Origin of the sequence: Gloeobacter violaceus PCC 7421 (assembly GCF_000011385.1) — a bacterium.
GTDB classification, from domain to species: Bacteria; Cyanobacteriota; Cyanobacteriia; order Gloeobacterales; family Gloeobacteraceae; genus Gloeobacter; species Gloeobacter violaceus.
Map to the genome: position 1 here is coordinate 4186070 of NC_005125.1, position 17317 is coordinate 4203386.

At 62.8% G+C, this 17317-nt stretch carries 18 protein-coding genes; 12 read left to right on the forward strand and 6 right to left on the reverse strand.

Features of this window, described 5'->3' with window-relative positions; genetic code table 11:
• Window positions 1-340: 340 nt before the first annotated feature.
• Window positions 341-895: a DUF2808 domain-containing protein gene (locus tag GLL_RS20520; protein WP_011143972.1), complete on the reverse strand. Its 555-nt coding sequence runs from the start codon at window positions 893-895 to the stop codon at window positions 341-343.
• 161 nt (window positions 896-1056) lie between these two features.
• Between GLL_RS20520 and GLL_RS20525 the strand changes: the two genes are divergently transcribed.
• The 9 genes from GLL_RS20525 to GLL_RS20565 all read left to right on the forward strand — a co-directional run bounded on the left by GLL_RS20525 (window position 1057) and on the right by GLL_RS20565 (window position 11375).
• Window positions 1057-1458 (forward strand): hypothetical protein, encoded by a 402-nt coding sequence (locus tag GLL_RS20525; protein ID WP_011143973.1) that lies wholly within the window; start codon window positions 1057-1059, stop codon window positions 1456-1458.
• A gap of 69 nt (window positions 1459-1527) precedes the next feature.
• On the forward strand, window positions 1528-3429 hold the full coding sequence (locus tag GLL_RS20530; RefSeq protein ID WP_164929427.1) for a sensor histidine kinase: 1902 nt from the start codon (window positions 1528-1530) through the stop codon (window positions 3427-3429).
• A 272-nt stretch (window positions 3430-3701) separates the two neighbouring features.
• Window positions 3702-4922, forward strand: coding sequence for an efflux RND transporter periplasmic adaptor subunit (locus GLL_RS20535; protein ID WP_011143975.1), 1221 nt, complete (start codon window positions 3702-3704; stop codon window positions 4920-4922).
• A gap of 30 nt (window positions 4923-4952) precedes the next feature.
• On the forward strand, window positions 4953-8105 hold the full coding sequence (locus GLL_RS20540) for an efflux RND transporter permease subunit (RefSeq protein ID WP_011143976.1): 3153 nt from the start codon (window positions 4953-4955) through the stop codon (window positions 8103-8105).
• A 127-nt stretch (window positions 8106-8232) separates the two neighbouring features.
• Window positions 8233-8880, forward strand: a complete 648-nt coding sequence (locus GLL_RS20545; RefSeq protein ID WP_164929428.1) for a hypothetical protein — start codon at window positions 8233-8235, stop codon at window positions 8878-8880.
• Between the two features lie 87 nt (window positions 8881-8967).
• Window positions 8968-9819, forward strand: coding sequence for a sulfite exporter TauE/SafE family protein (locus GLL_RS20550; protein ID WP_197530055.1), 852 nt, complete (start codon window positions 8968-8970; stop codon window positions 9817-9819).
• Window positions 9806-10180 (forward strand): DUF1634 domain-containing protein, encoded by a 375-nt coding sequence (locus tag GLL_RS20555; protein WP_011143979.1) that lies wholly within the window; start codon window positions 9806-9808, stop codon window positions 10178-10180. Before GLL_RS20550 ends, GLL_RS20555 begins: the two co-directional genes overlap by 14 nt.
• A 14-nt stretch (window positions 10181-10194) precedes the next feature.
• Entirely contained in the window at window positions 10195-11091 is an 897-nt protein-coding gene (locus GLL_RS20560) for a LysR substrate-binding domain-containing protein (protein ID WP_011143980.1), read from the forward strand.
• 2 nt (window positions 11092-11093) lie between these two features.
• Window positions 11094-11375, forward strand: a complete 282-nt coding sequence (locus GLL_RS20565; protein WP_011143981.1) for an acylphosphatase — start codon at window positions 11094-11096, stop codon at window positions 11373-11375.
• A 236-nt stretch (window positions 11376-11611) separates the two neighbouring features.
• On the opposite strand, the gene GLL_RS20570 is transcribed toward GLL_RS20565, so the two are convergent.
• The 5 genes from GLL_RS20570 to GLL_RS20590 all read right to left on the reverse strand — a co-directional run bounded on the left by GLL_RS20570 (window position 11612) and on the right by GLL_RS20590 (window position 15916).
• A complete protein-coding gene (locus tag GLL_RS20570) occupies window positions 11612-11836 on the reverse strand; it encodes a DUF4926 domain-containing protein (protein WP_011143982.1) in 225 nt (74 codons plus the stop codon).
• 2 nt (window positions 11837-11838) lie between these two features.
• Complete coding sequence (locus tag GLL_RS20575; protein WP_011143983.1) at window positions 11839-12180, reverse strand: DUF6883 domain-containing protein; 342 nt, start codon at window positions 12178-12180, stop codon at window positions 11839-11841.
• A 27-nt stretch (window positions 12181-12207) separates the two neighbouring features.
• A complete protein-coding gene (locus tag GLL_RS20580; protein WP_011143984.1) occupies window positions 12208-12582 on the reverse strand; it encodes an SgcJ/EcaC family oxidoreductase in 375 nt (124 codons plus the stop codon).
• 51 nt (window positions 12583-12633) lie between these two features.
• Window positions 12634-14616, reverse strand: a complete 1983-nt coding sequence (locus tag GLL_RS20585; RefSeq protein WP_011143985.1) for an amylo-alpha-1,6-glucosidase — start codon at window positions 14614-14616, stop codon at window positions 12634-12636.
• A gap of 70 nt (window positions 14617-14686) precedes the next feature.
• Window positions 14687-15916, reverse strand: coding sequence for an NADP-dependent isocitrate dehydrogenase (locus GLL_RS20590; RefSeq protein ID WP_011143986.1), 1230 nt, complete (start codon window positions 15914-15916; stop codon window positions 14687-14689).
• Window positions 15917-16177: 261 nt separating this feature from the next.
• On the opposite strand from GLL_RS20590, the gene GLL_RS20595 reads away from it, so the two are divergent.
• The 3 genes from GLL_RS20595 to GLL_RS20605 all read left to right on the forward strand — a co-directional run bounded on the left by GLL_RS20595 (window position 16178) and on the right by GLL_RS20605 (window position 17251).
• Window positions 16178-16444, forward strand: coding sequence for a type II toxin-antitoxin system ParD family antitoxin (locus tag GLL_RS20595; protein ID WP_011143987.1), 267 nt, complete (start codon window positions 16178-16180; stop codon window positions 16442-16444).
• Between the two features lie 83 nt (window positions 16445-16527).
• Window positions 16528-16734, forward strand: a complete 207-nt coding sequence (locus tag GLL_RS20600; protein ID WP_269446195.1) for a type II toxin-antitoxin system RelE/ParE family toxin — start codon at window positions 16528-16530, stop codon at window positions 16732-16734.
• A gap of 301 nt (window positions 16735-17035) precedes the next feature.
• On the forward strand, window positions 17036-17251 hold the full coding sequence (locus GLL_RS20605) for a hypothetical protein (RefSeq protein WP_011143989.1): 216 nt from the start codon (window positions 17036-17038) through the stop codon (window positions 17249-17251).
• Window positions 17252-17317: the final 66 nt, after the last annotated feature.

The window sequence follows — 17317 nt, forward strand, 5'->3', positions numbered from 1 at the left end:
TTACACCGATTTGAGGACACCGCTGCCGGCGGCCCATGAGACCGACACTGGACCTGCTTGCCGAAGAGTGGTAGTGATCGGCCAAAATAGCTCGCAATCACGGCGCTGGGCCTGCACTACCCGGGAGCGGGGGAGCATCTGCATGTGCTGCTCAACGCCTACTGGGAGGCACTCGACTTCGAATTGCCACCCCCCCGCCGGGGCTCATCTGGCACCGCATCGTCGATACGGCCCGACCTGCTCCGGAGGATATCGCCGGGCGCCCCGACGCCCCCCCGGTGCTCGCGGGTGCCTACCGGGGCGGGGCGCGCTCGACGGTCGTGCTATTGGCGCTGAGCGCTTAGTTGTCGTCGATGCGGATGTGCCCATAACCCAGGAACTGGCCGTGGGCCTTTTCACCCGGCGGGAAGGCCGTGATTCCGAATAGCTGCGTGCCGCCGATGCGCGAAGCCAGATAGATGGGCAGGCCGACCACCACCGTGTTGCCGGGCTCGACCGGCTCGGCGAGGCGCACCGAGACGCTCGGCTGAAAGCGATCGCCGGTGATCACGACTTTGTCGAGGGCGTAGCGCCGCTCGGAGCCTTCGGCGTTGACCACCTCGGTGCGCCCCAGATCGGGGTAGTACTCGGGGCCAAGGTCGCCCAGATCGACGTCGACGCGCTGCAACGGTTCACCGGCGTTGGCGGGCACGGCGATCGTGAAGTACAGGTTCGAGCGAAAATTAATCATGCGGTTGTAAGCGGTCGTGTTGACCAGCCGCGGCACACTCGTAAAGTAGACGGTACCGTCACCGACTTTGACGGCCCGGCCCGGCTGGGCCGCCAAAAGCAAACCCGCCAGGACCGCCAGGGCACCCGCACCCCAGTAGCCGTGCGACAACTTCAGAATCGACATCGTGACCTCCTAAGACATGGCGATCTTGATCCCGCCACCGGGGCGGGATCGCCGGGGGATCGCCTCGCTGAACCCGCGCCGGCTTCCCTGGCTTTCCTTCCAGTGTTGAAAACCTCGCTGAGCCCGATATAAGAAAGACATGAGAAGGGATTCATCAACGCATGCGGTTCGAAAACGTCCTTGGGCTTCTGGCGTGGGTAGCGGCCTTTGCGGCCCAGCCGACCCACGCCCAGTCCCCGCCGAGTGCGGCGGCCTGTCGGCAAACGGGCCTTGCAACGCTGCGGGTGGTCAATGAGATGGCGGCGGCGGCTTTTGTGGAAGTCGAAAATGTCGGCCGCTTGGCAGGCATCCTGCGCCAGGAGATCGATCCGGGTCAGGCGCTGACCGCCGTCGGCTGCACCAGCGACCAGTTTGTGATCCGCGTCTACACCGCCCGGCAGTGCGGCCGTGCCTTTGTGGCCCAGTCCGAAGCTTTGCGCGTCGAGGGCGAGAAGACCGTCACCCTCTACCCGAGCGGTTTGTTTGATCCCGGTTGTGCCCTGCTCTTGGCTGAAAAGACCTGAGCAGTGCTTGTGGGTAGGGTACCGGGGTCGCTAGATTATGGTAGACAAAGCTACCCAGCGTCGAACTGTATGTTTGTCAGACAGGATCCGGTTGCCGATACGCCCTTGCGACTGGTGCTCGACGCTGCCCCCGCGCCCATTTTCAGCGTCGATCGCCGCGGGCGGTGCACCTATATCAACCGGGCGGCGGCTGAGCTGTTCGGCTACCCCCCCCATCTGCTGGCGGGCCAATTTATCGCCCGGCTCATCCTGGGGGTGAGCGATTGGCGCGAATGCCCGTTCTGCCCGCCGCCTGGACTGCAGGAGCCACCGGCCGTCGCCCGGTTTATCCGCGGCGACGGCAGCACCTTTGCCGCCCGCTACACCCGCGCGCCGCTCGTCGATGGCGATTGGGCCAGGGGCACCGTCGTCACCCTCGAAGTGCTCCCCGAGGCTGCCGCTCCGCAGGCCCGCCTCGATCGCTTCTTCGCGCAGTCGCCTTTGAGCATGGTGCTCTACGCCCTCGACGGCCGGGTGCTGAGTGTGAACGACGCCTTCAGGCGCATGTGGGGTTTCGATCGCATCGACGGCGACTACTCGGTGCTGCGCGATCCGCAGCTCATCCAGCTTGGCGTCATGCCCTACGTCGAGCGGGCCTTTGCCGGCGAATCGACGCTGATGCCGCCCATCTGTTACAACGCCGCCGCGTTGCATCCGGCGGGCCAGGAGCACTGGGCGCAGGCATTTTTGTATCCGATCAAAGATGCCGACGGCACCGTGCGGGAGGTGGCCCTCATCCACCAGGACGTCAGCGACCTCAAGCGCGCCGAGTTGCTGGCCCGCGGCCAGATCGAGGCTCTGGTCGATACTTTGGGGGCGCTGGCGGCGGAGCCGATGCTCGATAGCTTTCTAGGCCAGGTGCTCACCACCATCGCCACCCAGTTGGGGGTGCCCCTGGCGGAATTCTGGCTCACGGATTTCGAGGACGACCTGTCGGTGATGCACATGACGTCCTGGCACGGCCGCATTTTGATGGGAGCCGATCAGCCCGATCATCCCGGCGCCTGCGGCAAACCGCTGAGCGAGGCGCGCGACTGCGAAGTCTACCAGCAGGTCTACCTGCACCGGCGCTGCCTGGTGCTCGAGGACGTTCCCAACAACCCGGTCAGTGTGCCGTTTCGGGAGTGGGCGGCGGCGCGCGGCGGCATCCAGACCATGTTGATTGTGCCGCTGGTGTTGGCGGACCGGGTAATCGGCTCCTTCAGCGTCTGCAGCACCGAGAAACGGGTATTTTTAAGCCAGGAGATCGAGCTGGCCCAGGCCCTTGCCCACCAGGCCACCCTGGCGGTGCAATTGACGCGATTGGCCGAGCAAGGCCGCCGATCGGCGGTGCTCGAAGAGCGCAACCGCATGGCCCGCGAACTGCACGACACACTCATGCAGGGACTGGCGGGCATCGTCGTCCAACTGCAGGCGGCCACCGACGCAGGTGTCGCCGATCCGCTCGACGGGCGCGATCACATCGATCGCGCCCGCACCCTGGCGCGCCGGAGCCTGGCGGAGGCGCGCCGCTCCGTGCGCGCCCTGCGGCCCCAACTGCTCGAACAGGGCGATCTGGGTCAGGCCCTGGCTGACCTGCTGCAGCAAAGCATCTACGACAACCACACCGAGGCCCGCTGCGAGGTGCGCGGCACCCCCTTCGCCCTCCCGGCGGAGGCCGAAAACCAGCTGTTGCGCATTGCCGGGGAGGCCCTCTCCAACGCCCTGCGCCACGCCCGGGCAAATCGCGTGCACGTCGAACTCGATTACGAGCGTCCCCAGGTGCGTCTGGTGGTGGCCGACGACGGTCGGGGGTTCGACCCCGATCGCGTCGGTACCGATCGCTTCGGTCTGGTCGGCATGCGCGAGCGCGCCGAGCGGATCGGCGCCGACCTGCGGCTTGAAAGTGTCCCCGGGCAGGGTACTCGGGTGGCGGTCACTTTGGTAAGTTGATCGAAGCTGCACAGCTGCGACGATGGGCTTGGCGGGCCTGTATCTATTGAAAGGCATAGGCTGCCGCTGACCAATTGGCCGGGGGCAAGTTCAACGCTCGCCCAATGGTGAGCGTCTGTCCGTTGTCGTTAGGCTATAGTGCATGGGTCGGAGGCTTACCTGTCGAGATGGCGCCAGTATTTCCGGGGAGCCTGTTTTTATCGAAAACTTAGAAGATGTAGCAGCAAAGTCCAATCAAGTCGGGTGCTGGAGCACCCAATAGGGGAGGCAGGGTGAAGCACACAGGTCTGCAGTTTGCAACGGGTGTATTGCTGATAGCAACACTCGGCGGTTGCGGCGGCGGCGGCGAGAGCCAGGCCCAGCAGGGACCGCCCCCCCAGGGTGTGCCTGTGCAGGTGGCGACGGTGAACTCCGCCACAGTCGTCGATTCGACCAATTATGTCGCCACGCTCATCTCGCGTCGGTCGGTCACGATGCAGCCGCGGGTGGCCGGGCAGGTGACCAATATCTATGTGCGCGCCGGTGCGGCGGTGGCCGCCGGCACGCCGCTCGTCCAGATCGACGCGCGCGAGCAGCAGGCCAACGTCTCCAGCTTTGAGGCGGCCCAGCGCTCCGCCCGCGCCGAGCTCGACAGCGCCGAGCAGACGCTCAGGTCCAACCAGGCCGATCGCCAGTCGCGCCTTTCAAATCTGCGCTTTCAAAAAAGGCAGTTCGACAGCTACACCCAGTTGGGCACCGAAGGCGCTGTCAGCCAGATCACGGTCGATCAATACCGGGACAGCTACGAGACGGCCAAAGCGAACGTCGATGCCATCGATTCGCAAATCAAAGCCCAGCAGGCCCAAGTTGCCCGCGCCAGAAGCGGCCTCAAGCAGGCCGAAGCGAGTCTGCGCCAACAGCAGGTGCAGGCGCAGTTCTACGCCATCCAGGCCCCCTTTGCCGGCGCTGTGGGCGATATCCCGGTCAAAGTGGGCGATTATGTCGGGACGGACACCCGGCTTTTGACGGTGACCGAGAACCGGCCCCTGGAGGTGAACGTCGCCATTCCCCAGGAGCGGGCGGTGCAGTTGCGCAAGGGAATGAGCATCGAATTGCTCGATAACCAGGGCAAAGTCGTGGGCAACGGCCGTATCTTTTTTATCGCCCCCAACATCGACACCGGCAACCAGGCGGTACTGGTCAAGGCACTCTACGACAACCCCCAGGGCCAGTTGCGCGCCGATCAGACCGTGCAGTCGCGGGTGATCTGGAACAAGCAGCCCGGGGTATTGGTGCCGGCCACCGCCATTTCGCGGGTGGCGGGCCAGAACTTCGTCTTTGTCGCCCAGGCGCCGGAGGCGGGCAAGCTGGTGGCCCGCCAGCGTCCCGTCGTCCTTGGCGACATCCAGGGCAACGACTACCAGGTCAAATCGGGCCTCAAAGCCAACGAACGCATTGTCGTATCCGGAACGTTGAAGCTGACCGACGGCGCCCCCATCGTCGCCCAGCCCTGATCCCACGAACCCGTCGCCAAGGAGCCAGGTATGTTCGTCGATTTTTTCATCCGTCGGCCAATTTTCGCCGGGGTGTGCGCCGTCATCATCTTGCTGGCCGGCTTGGTGAGCATCCCCAGCCTGCCCATCGCCCAGTACCCGGAGATCAGCCCGCCCCAGGTGACGGTCACTGCCACTTACGTCGGCGCCTCGGCGGAGGTGGTCGAAGAGACGGTCACCACCTTGCTGGAGCGGCAAATCAACGGCGTGGAGGGCATGCGCTACATCACCTCCAACTCCAGCGACCAGGGAGTGAGCACGATCGTCGTCACCTTCGAGCTGGAGCGCGACAAGGACATCGCCGCCGTCGATGTGCAAAACCGGATCTCGACGGTGCTGCCGCAACTGCCCAGTCTGGTTCAGCAGACAGGGGTGCAGATCAGCAAGCAGTCGGGAGCGCCTTTGCTGGGGATTGGCCTGTACTCCGAAAAAGGCCAATACACCAACGATTTGTTGAGCAACTACGCTGACCTGTACTTAGTGGACGCCCTCAAGCGCGTCCCCGGCGTCGGCAATGTGCAGATCTTCGGTGAGCGGCGCTACTCGATGCGGCTGTGGCTCGATCCTAACCGCCTCGCCGCCCGCAGTCTCACCGCCCAGGATGTCGTCAACGCCGTCAACGAGCAGAACGTCCAGGTGGGGGCCGGGTCGATCGGCCAGCCGCCTCTCGACAAGTCCCAGACGTTTCAGATCGGCCTGCGGGTGCTCGGGCGGCTCAAGGAACCGGGCGAATTTGCCGACCTGGTGATCCGCACCAACGCCGACGGCTCGCTCACCCGCCTCAAAGACGTCGGCCGCGCCGAGTTGGGCGCCGAAAACTACAACTCGTTTTTGCGTTTTCGCGGCCAGGACGGCGTCGGCCTGGGCATCTATCCGATTCCCGGCTCCAACGCCCTCGACATCGGCAAGGCGGTCAAAGCGCGCATGGCAGAACTCGAAAAGAGCTTCCCGCCCGGCGTGCAGTACCGGGTAGCCTTCGATACGACCGACTTTATCGAAGAATCGGCGGCGGAGGTGATCGAGACTTTGATCATCGCCATCCTGCTGGTGGTGCTGGTGATGTTCATCTTCCTGCAGGACTGGAAGAGCACCCTCATCCCGGCCATCACCATCCCAGTCTCGCTGGTGGGTACCTTTATCTTCGTGAAGCTGTTCGACTTTTCGATCAACAGTTTGACGTTGTTTGGTCTGACTCTGGCCACAGGACTGGTGGTCGACGACGCCATCGTCGTCATCGAGAATATCGCCCGAACCAGCAAAGAGCAGTGCAAAGACCCCAAAGAGTGCGCCTCCGACGCGATGCGCGAGGTGACCGCGGCGGTCATCGCCATCGCCCTGGTGCTGATGGCGGTGTTCGTCCCGGTGGCCTTCTTCCCGGGGACCACCGGACAGCTCTACAAGCAGTTCGCCCTCACCATCGTCTTTTCGATCGTCATTTCGACTTTTAACGCCCTCACCCTCACCCCGGCCCTGGCGGCGTTGCTGTCGACCGGGCAGGTGGGCGAGTCGCGCTTTTTCTTGTTCCGTTGGTTCAACAGCGGCTTTGAGGCGTTCAAAAACGGTTATCTGCGGGTGCTGGAGATACTCACCCGCTTCAAGACAGTGGTGGTGCTGGTGTTTATCGGCCTGCTCGGCCTGACGGCGTGGTTATTTGTAAAGGTGCCGACCGCCTTCTTGCCGGAAGAAGACCAGGGTTACTTCATCACCCTCGTCCAGGCGCCGCAGGGGGTCTCGATCAACTACACCAGCGACGTGATGCGCCAGGTGGAGAAGATTTTGCTGGCGCAGGAGGAGGTGGAGGGCACCTTCGCAATAGGCGGCTTCGGCTTCAGCGGCAGTGCCGCCAACAGCGGCGTCATCTTTACCACCCTCAAGCCCTGGTCCGAACGGCACAAGCCCGAGGAGCAGATGCTGCCGTTTATCAACCGGGTGCGCGGACCACTGCTGGGCATCAAAGAAGCGCTCGTCATTCCCTTCAACGCTCCCACCATCCAGGGCCTCAGCGCCTTTGGCGGCTTTGCTTTTGAGCTGCAAGACCGCGGCAACAACGGCATCGAAGCGCTTTCGGCCACCGCCCAGGAACTGATCGCCAAGGGCAACGCCACCCCCGGCCTGCAGGGGCTGTTTACCACCTTCAACCCCAACTCGCCCCAGATCGTCATTGAAGTCGACCGCAACAAGGCCAAGTCTTTGAACGTGCCCCTCTCGGAGATCTTCAACACCCTGCAGACCTATCTCGGATCGCGCTACGTCAACGACTTCAACCTGTTTGGCCGCACCTACCGCGTCTACGTGCAGGCCGATGAAAAATTCCGCGCCAACCCCCGCGACATACGTGCCCTTTACGTGCGCTCCACCTCCGGCCGCATGGTCTCGATGGGCGAACTGGTGAGCACCGAGCCGGTGACCGCACCCTCGATCGTCACCCACTACAACCTGTTTCGCAACGTCGAAATCACCGGCAACGCCGCCCCGGGATTCAGTTCCGGCCAGGCGATCGCGGCGATGGAGAAACTGGCGGCAGAGACGTTGCCTGCCAGCATGGGCTTCGAGTGGTCAGGCATCTCGCTGGAGGAAAAAGTCTCCGGCGGCCTGGCGCCCTTTATTTTTGCCCTCGGGATTTTGTTTGTCTATCTGGTGCTCGCCGCCCAGTACGAGAGCCTGGTAGAACCGTTCATCATCCTGCTTGCGGTGCCGCTGGCAGTACTCGGGGCATTGTTGGCGCTGTCGTTTCGAGGGATAGCCAACGACGTCTACTGCCAGATCGGCCTGGTGATGCTGATTGGCCTGGCGAGCAAAAACTCGATTTTGATCGTCGAATTTGCCAACCAGGCACGCGAAAGAGGCATGTCGATCGTCGATGCGGCCCTGGAGGCTTCCCGCGAGCGGCTCAGGCCCATCTTGATGACCTCCTTCGCGTTCATCCTAGGCATCTGGCCCCTGGTGATCGCCTCCGGCGCCGGGGCGGCGAGCCGCCAGTCGCTCGGCACGGCGGTTTTCGGCGGCATGATCATCTCGACGTTTTTGAGCCTGTTCGTGGTGCCGATTCTCTACATCGTGCTCGTCTCCATCCGTGAGCGGTTTGTAGGCGGCAAGGGCGAACCTGCCGCCGTCCCGGCTAAAAACGAAGTCCCGGCTGAATAGCCCGAAGCAATCCCATCGACGCGGCTCTCGGGAAGGAAACCTCCCGGGAGCCGCGTTTTTGATCAGCAACTCTCTGCAGTCGATGGCGCTTCGCATACCCTGGAAAGGGTATCGGATTTTACACTCGATGGCGACACCGTTCGAGCAAGTGGGGGGGCTGCTGTTCTACCGGCCGGATTGCCGGAGCGCGGGCTTTTTTCGAGACTGGTCGTTTTGCTGCAAACTCTTTGGCGAAGCGGTGGACATCGATCACGTCGTGGTGCTCAAGCCCGATCGCCCGACTTTCGAGCAGTTCGTGGATGAGTTGCAGGCAGCTGGCGGACGGCTGTGCGAGGGGCCGGGCCTGTTTCCGGAGGATTTTTGCAAGGGGTGTCCGCAGGTGCGGCTGGATACGGACCTGTGGTTTCACATGGCGAGTGTGGCGATGGCAAACGGTCTGGTGGTGGTGGCCTGCCCGCATCGGTCCGCAGATCAGCACGCTCGGCTGATGCAAGTGCGGGGCGAAAATCATGTGCACCACCTCGCCATCCGCACCACTCCCCACCGCGACATGCGCGCCGCCGCCCTTCACTGGGGTTTGGAGCACGGATTTTGGCCCCGTACCCCCGATCCCGTTGAGGACGGCGTTTTGCGCCAGTGGTTCTTGGGCAATCCCGACGGGCAGATTGTCGAGCTGATCGAACGGCACAGCGGCCTCGACACGTTCACCTGCCACAATATCGAAGCGCTGCGCCAATCGGAGATCGCGCCGCGGCCTCCGGCATCGATTAATTAGATTTGTTGATTTGACAGAAAAGAACAATTTGATTAATGAATGAGCCCGGCCTACCCTGGAAGTAAAGAACTGTGTAGGGCATCGGTTGTGACGATCCTGGCGTTGACGGGGCTCATCTGGATAGGCGCGCTGCTGGCGGGTTTTCTGGGAGCACTCACCGGTCTGGGCGGGGGCGTGGTGATCGTGCCGCTGTTGACGCTGGTATTTGGAGTCGATATCCACTACGCGATCGGTGCGTCGCTGGTGTCGGTGGCGGCCACTTCCTCGGCGGCGGCGGCGGTCTACCTCAAGCAGGGTTTTGCCAATATTCGGATCGCTCTGGTGTTGGAATTGGCTACCACCCTTGGGGCGGTGGGCGGGGCGGTGCTCGCCCTGCAGCTACCCACCGCGGCAATTGCGGTGCTGTTCGGTCTGGCGCTGTTGCTGTCGGCCTACCTCTCGGCGCGTCCGCCGCAGCCGCGCTCCGAGACCCGAGCGCAGGACAAACTGGCGGGGGTACTCGAGCTGGAGGGTGAGTACCCGGACACCGCCGGGCCGCAATCCTATCGGGTGCGCTCGGTGGGCCTCGGATTCGGTCTGATGGGGGTGGCGGGGATGCTCTCGGGTTTGTTGGGCATCGGCTCGGGGGCGCTCAAGGTGCTGGCGATGGATCAGGTGATGGGCGTGCCCTTTAAAGTCTCCACCGCCACCAGCAACTTCATGATCGGGGTGACCGCCGCCGCGAGCGCCGGGGTCTACTTGAGTCGGGGCTATATCGATCCGGGACTGACGATGCCGGTGATGCTCGGGGTGCTGGTGGGATCGCTGCTCGGGGCACGGGTGTTCATTGCCGCTAAACCGAAGCTCTTGCGGCCGGTGTTCGCCGGGGTGATTGCGCTGTTGGCCGTTCAAATGATCGCCGGGGCTTTCGGCGGGAGGTTCGTCGATGGAGCGCTCTGATGGTGATCGCGCGCTGCAGAAGCAGATGGGTCTATTGCTGCGCACCGGGGTACTGATTTCCGCTGCGATCGTCGCCGTTGGCGGTGGGTTGTACCTGACGGGCGAAGGAGCAAGCATTCCCGACTACGGAGTCTTTCACTCCGAACCGGACGAGTTGCGCAGCCTGTCTGCGATCGTCGAATCGGCCCGCGCCCTCGATAGCCGCGGCCTGATGCAGTTGGGTCTGCTGGTGGTGCTTGCGACGCCGGTGGTGGGGGTGGTGCTCGAACTGGTCACCTTTGCGCGCCGCCGCAACATTCTGTACGTTGGAATTGCCGCGATCGTGCTGGCGGTATTGGTTCACAGTTTGACGTTCAGTTAGCCCCCCCTTGCCGGATGACCCTCGAACAGTTGCGCATCTTTATCGCCGTTGCCGAGCACCTGCACTTTACGCGCGCTGCCCAAACTTTGCATCTGACCCAACCGGCGGTTAGCGCCGCCATCGCTTCGCTCGAAGGCGAGTACGCCGTGCCGCTGTTTCACCGTGTCGGCCGCCACGTCGAACTGGCGGAAGCCGGACGGTTGCTGCTGGAGCAGGCGCGCAAGATCATGAAGCAAGTCGAGTACACCCAGCGGGTTTTGCAGGAACTCAAAGGTCTTGAGCGCGGCGAGCTGTTTATCGCCGCGAGCCAGACGATTGCCAACTACTGGCTGCCCATCCGCCTGCACCGCTTTCATCAGGTCTATCCGGGCATCCAGGTGCGCCTGACTATCGACAGCAGCCCCAACATTACCCGCCAGGTGCTGGAGGGCTCCGCCGACCTGGGGCTGGTCGAGGGCAAGACCGAACCCAACGCACAACTGACCGACGAGGAGATCGCAGGCGATCACCTAGTGCTCATCGTCGGGCGCTCGCATCCCTGGTGGGAAAAAGAACACATCACCTTTGCAGATCTCACCGAGGTGCAGTGGGTGGTGCGCGAGACCGGTTCCGGCACACGGGTGCTTTTTGAGGACGAACTGGAACTGGAGGGGATCGATCCCCACAAGTTGCCCATCGCCCTGGAGTTGCCGAGCGGCGAGATGATCAAAGCGGCGGTGGAGGCCGGGGCCGGGGTGGCGGTCATCTCCGAACTCTTAGTCACCCGCGAAGTCAAACTCGGCACGCTGCGCACCCCCGAAGGTGTGCGCCTCAGACGTCCCTTTCGGTTGCTGATGCACCGGCAGCGACACCCCACCAAAGCATCGCTCGCCCTGGTTCACTCCCTGAGCGAAGTCACCCAGGTACTCTGAGCGTGGCAACGGCAGTACGCGCCCATGTCTGGGTCGGCGGCAAAGTGCAGGGGGTATACTTTCGGGCGGCTACCCGCGAAGCAGCGCAACGCCAGGGCGTGGCCGGTTGGGTGCGCAATCTCCCGGACGGTCGGGTGGAGGCGGTCTTCGAAGGCCCACCCGCCGCTGTGCAAAGGCTCATCGACTGGTGCCGCCAGGGGCCACCGGCGGCCGTGGTCGAGCAACTGCGCGTCGCATACGAGCTTCCCGAGGGGCTGACCCACTTCGAGGTGCTGCGTTCGTAGGATAGGTCCAGGGACAGATAGCGACGCCTACCCGGAGGGCATCGAGAAGCCGCTTTCTGCTCAAGTTGCACTCGCTCACCTGGCTGCTTGCGGAGTACAGCTGTCGAGAGTCCTGAAAATTTGCTGAAGACTGAGCACCTAAGGCAGTGGGCGGTGCGGTGCGATTCGCGGATATCCGGACGGCCTTGGTTGCAAATTACTGGTCAAACCCGGCGGATCTTGAGGCCGCTCGTGGCTCAGGCAGCGCCTTGTGACCGATCAGTGGACCACCAGACGACCTGCAATTGCTCGCGCCGCAGGACTGGCATCGCCAGTGTACGACCGTCCCCGTCGGCAAACTCCACCAGGAAGTCATCGGGGGAGAAGACTTCGACCACAGTACCCTTCGTCCCAGCCGCCAAGTGCTCAACTGGCAAATCCACCCTCAAGCGAACCACGTCCAACAATTGGATGTCGTCCATGTTCAGTCCTCCATCACAAAACAACTGGTCAAGCGGGCGAAGTCAGTCCCATTTTCCACGAGCCAGTTGGTCCGCACCGTCGCTCGGCCGGCGGGACCGGTCATCCCAAAATCTACTGTGTACAACGACCCGAACAGGGTTGACCCCCGCTCGATCGCTTTGTGGGTGACGATGGCGGCCAAGATGGCATCGCGCAACAGTTCGGCATTGGCAGCGGTCAGTCCCAAGGTGGCAGCGAAGACACGGGCCTTGTGCCTACCGGTGTCGTGCATCAGGTTGAGGCAGTAGCCACGCAGCTTACGCTCGGTATCGACGACCGCCTGCTCGGGATTGGGAAGCTGCATCAGCCCTTTCCATTTTGGTAACCTGCCTTAGTCGGGCTGCTTGGGTGTCTCGGCGTCGATGTACTCGCGCCAGCGGCGGATGGCGCCGTTGCTGAAGTCGACGACGATAGCGTCCTCCGCCCGGGTGCGCTTTTTGGTGGATATGCTGAAATCTTCCCAAGTCCACTCGATGACCGCTCGCTCTCCGTCGACGGCGATCTGTTGCAGGTCGATTTGGATTTGCGAGTAATTTTCGGCGAACTGCTCCACGGCCTTGCGGATCGCCTCTCGACCCTGCCAGCGCTGGCCCGGCACCACGAACAGCCCGTCCTCGGTAAACAAGTTTGCGAACGCTTCACCATCGGCTGCGAGCCAGGCTTGTCGAGCCTGCTCGACCAGTGCCCGAATCCGCTCCCGTTCCATAGGTGGATTCTCCCCGCTGCGCCTCCAGAGTACTCCCGCTACCGATATAAATTAGCGGCTGCGCTGCCAGGCGCACAAAATTTCGGCCACCGACCAGGCCTGGGCGATGCAGCCTTTGGGAGTCATCGGCGCCTCCCCGTCAAAAATTTCGCTCACCGTCCCCAGCCCGGCGTCGCGTAGGTGATCGGCGATGGGCTCCAGAAAGCCCCGCGCCTGCGCCCGGTCGCCGTAGGCGCGCAGGTGGGCCTGCACGAACACTCCGAGCAGCCAGCCCCAGGCGGTGCCCTGGTGGTAGGCCCCGTCGCGGGATCTCGGATCCCCTCCGTAGCGGCCCTGGTAAAAAAGCGAACCGGGGGCGAGGCTGCGCAGGCCGCATCCGGCGAGCAGTGTGCGACCGCAGACATCGACGATGGCGCGCTGGTATCCGTTGCCCAGGGGGCTGTTGGGCAGCGAGACGGCCAACAGCTGATTGGGACGCAAAGTTGGGTCATCTCCGCCCGGCCCCTCCAGCACATCGAAGCAGTAGCCGGCACCCGGATTCCAGAAGCGCTCGAACCCGCGCCGGGTTCGCTTGGCCATTGCGTCGTACTCGGAGGCGGACCGGCCCAACTGGCGGGCAAAATCGGCCATGGTGCACAGAGCATGGTACCAGAGGGCGTTGACCTCGACGGATTTGCCAATGCGGGGGGTGACCACCCAATCGCCCACCTTCGCATCCATCCAGGTCAACTGCACCCCGTGCTCGCCTGCATAGAGCAGGCCGTCGAGCGGATCTTGCCGAATATGAAAGCGGGTACCCCGGCGATGCCAATCGACCGTATCGGCCAGTATCGGGAACAGATCGCTCAGCAGCCGCTCATCGCCAGTCGATTGCGTGTAGGCGCGGATCGCTTCGAAGTACCAGAGTGTCGCATCCACCGTGTTGTAATCGCCTTCTCCCAGGGGCGAGCCGTCATCGGGAAAGCGGTTGGGGAGCATGCCGCGGCTCACGAAGGGGGCAAACGTGCGCAAGATAGCTTCGGCCACCTGCGGCCGGCCGGTGGCGAGGGTGAGCCCACTTAAAGCAATCATCGTGTCGCGCCCCCAATCGCTGAACCACGGGTACCCGGCGATCACCGTCTTGCCGGGCGCAGTACCGGGCAGGGGACGCTCGACAATGAACTGATCCGCCGCGAGCACCAGCCGGGCCACCCAGTCGGGATCCGCGCCGCTGTCCGGGGCCGCGCTTTTCCAGGCCTGCAAGAGGTTTTGCTCGTAAGTGATGCGCTCGGCGAGGCACTGGGGACCGTCAAGGTTCACCTCGGACTCAGCACTCGCTACGATAGTCAGTTCTTGACCAGGTTGCAGCGTGCATTCGATCGTGGCGGCGCACAGGTGATCGTCGAGGGGTTCAAGTCCCCGTTCGTGCTCGGCACTCAGAAAAAATTGCCGGTACCAGTAGTGGCTGGGGATGAACACCGCTCCTGCCGCTTTCACCCAGAAGGGCGCCGCCCCGTCGAAAGCCTTCACCCTGATGCCGTCCGCAACCGGCTGAATGTCCATCTGCCAGTTTCCGGCCCGGGTGCGGCCGTGGTGGTTGCGATAGTTGACCAGCACCTTGAGAGAAAGGGTGAGCGGTTGGGTGGCGCGCAGCAGGCGGTAGCGGACGTAGGTGGTGTTCGCCCCCGGCTGCATCCAGATCTGTTTGGCCACCAGGGCGTCGGCGCAGGCAAAGCGCCAGTGGGGAATCGCCCCGTCGAGACTGAAGCGCTCGATGTGCACCTGCCCTTCGGGGTTGACACCGTCGATCCAGCGGTTCGCAAACAGCGGATAGCTCCGCCCGTCGTACTGGGCGGTCTCGTCGAGTTTCGCCACCTGCAAAGTCTGGCCCAAAGGCGGTTTGAGAGCGGTAATCAGCAATCCGTGATAGCCCCGGGTCAAAAGCCCCGCCACCGTGCCGCAGGCGTAACTGCCCAGACCGTTGGTGACCAGCCATTCGCGCTTTTGCGCCGAGGGCAGATCGCAACAGACCTCCCGCCCGAAGGCAATATCCATCGCTTCCCAAGTCATCGCTATCCACGGTAGATGAACCGCTTGCCGGTTCGGTGGCAGTTGAAGGACCGCGTCAGGCGGCGAAGCGTTCTGCGTAAGCGGCGTCGAGCCTGCGGGCGACGGCGTCGATAAATGCGCCGGTGGTGAGGTACGGCTGCTCGGGGCTCACCAGCAGCGCCAGATCCCTGGTCATCTCGCCCGCCTCGACCGTCTCGACGCAGACGTGCTCCAGCAATTCGGCAAAAGCGCAAATCTCCGGGGTACCGTCGAACTGGCCGCGGTACCAAAGTCCCCGGCTCCAGGCAAAAATCGAAGCGATCGGGTTGGTGGAAGTCTGCTTGCCCTGCTGGTGCAGGCGGTAGTGGCGGGTAACTGTGCCGTGGGCGGCCTCGGTCTCGACCGACTTGCCGTCGGGAGTGAGCAAAATCGAAGTCATCAAGCCGAGGGAGCCGAAGCCCTGCGCCACCACGTCCGATTGCACGTCGCCGTCGTAGTTCTTGCAGGCCCAGACAAACCCGCCCGACCATTTGAGGGCGGCGGCCACCATGTCGTCGATCAGGCGGTGTTCGTAACTCAAACCGCGCTCCGCGAAGGCGGCCTTGAATTCGCTGTCGTAGACGCTCTGGAAGATGTCTTTAAAGTTGCCGTCGTAGACTTTGAGGATCGTGTTTTTGGTCGACAGGTACACCGGCCAGTTGCGGGTCAGGGCAAAGTTGAAGCAGGCCCTGGCAAACCCGGCGATCGACACATCGAGGTTGTACATGCCCAGGGCGACGCCTTTGTCCGCGAAATCGAAAACCGTCTGCTCGACCGGCTCGCCCCCTTGGGTCGGCTCAAAGACGAGTTTGAGTTTTCCCGGCCCCGGCACGCGGTACTCGGTGGCCCGGTACTGATCGCCGAAGGCGTGGCGGGCGACGACGATAGGCCGTGTCCAGCCGGGCACCAATCGCGGGATGTTGCGACAGATGATCGGCTCGCGAAAGACCGTCCCCCCGAGGATGTTGCGGATGGTGCCGTTGGGGGACTTCCACATTTTTTTGAGGCCGAACTCTTTGACGCGTGCTTCGTCGGGGGTGATCGTGGCGCACTTGACACCCACGCCGTGGCGCATAACGGCCTCGGCCGCCTCCACCGTCACCCGATCGTCGGTGGCGTCACGGTTTTCGATGCCGAGGTCGTAGCGCTCGATCGTCATCTCCAGATACGGCCTGAGCAGCTTCTGCTGGATCATCTCCCAGATAATCCGGGTCATCTCATCGCCGTCGATATCAACCACGGTCGTCTTCACCGTCAATTTGGACACACTCATCGGCTATCCCTTCGCTTCGCAGGTCACAGTCTACGCACACGCAAGTGCACTGAATCCTATCGCACATCCGTCCATGACCGAGCTCCGTCTCCTTTGAAGTCCGAGGTGCTCAGGTCTCTTGCCCGCTTTTGAAAAGTCTACTTGCGTTGCAATGGGACACAAAATCAGGCTGAACCACCGGCTAGAGCTTTATCAACTGTTGCTAACAGTTATCAGCTTTGCTAGGTTGGACGCGGAAGCGACCGGGAGACAGCCATGCCGTCCAGTTATGCCATCGGTGAACACTTCGAGCAGTTTATCCGCTTGCAGATAGACAGTGGCCGTTACACCAACGCCAGCGAGGTCGTGCGTGCCAGCCTCCGGCTTCTGGAAGACCAGGAGAAACTGCGCCAGATGCAGCTGGAGGAGATGCGCCAACTCATCCGCGACGGGGCCGAGAGCGGCCTGGGTCAGTCCGCCGACGCAGTGTTCGACCGCCTCGAAGCACGCTATGGCGACCCGTCTGCCGCCTGTGAGCCTTGATGGAGGTTGTCTTCTCACCTTTCGCCGAGAAAGACTCGAAGAAATAACCGACGCCATCGCTACGGACGATCCCCAAGCGTGCTCTGCAGTTCGTGCGTGATCTGCGCGAGCACTGCCGCAAAATTGGTCAGTTCCCCGCGAGCTACCCGCAACGGGAGAAACTGGGAGCGGGTATCCGGGCGATGGTTCACAGGCGTTATTTACTTTTCTATCGCGAGATTAATGCTCAAGTGCGTATTGAGCGCATCGTCCACGGCGCGCGACGGCTAGAAGACCTCGGGCTTTTGTAGTATGAACACCCCCCTTTCTGCAACACCGGCCAGCTATTACTGGAAAGAGAAGCAGCTTTAAATCCAATGTGCTCTGTGACCAGACGCAGCTTCAACCACCAGTAGAGGACGAAAGGATTTTTTGCAATTTCAAGGCTTTGGCGTAATCTTGCGCGCGCTGCTCTGGTGGGCAGACAGGCACTATTGCCCACATTGGCGTCCGCGATTGCCATCGAGCGCAACCGGGACTGCCCGCTGTGCCATGTCGGCTGTGGGGGCGGGCAGGGAATAATCGACTCATCGAACCACACCAGGAGACGCCATGACCAGCCACTGCCGCCACCGCCTCTACGCCCTGCAGATTCTCGGAGCCGCCGTCGGCATCGCCATTCCGCTCATCAGTTGCCTGACGCTGGTTCTCGCCGCCACCACCGGCCAGATGCCGTTTTATGCCACCGGTGCAGTGCCGCTGGTGCTGCTCGCCCTCGCCGCTTTGCTCGGTTCATGGATCTGGACGCAAAGCGCCGAGCTAGCTTAAATTTTCCCGCTGCTTTCTCCCCCCAAGCCCCCGTCGATTTCCCTCCTTCCCCCCTCCGTCCTCTCT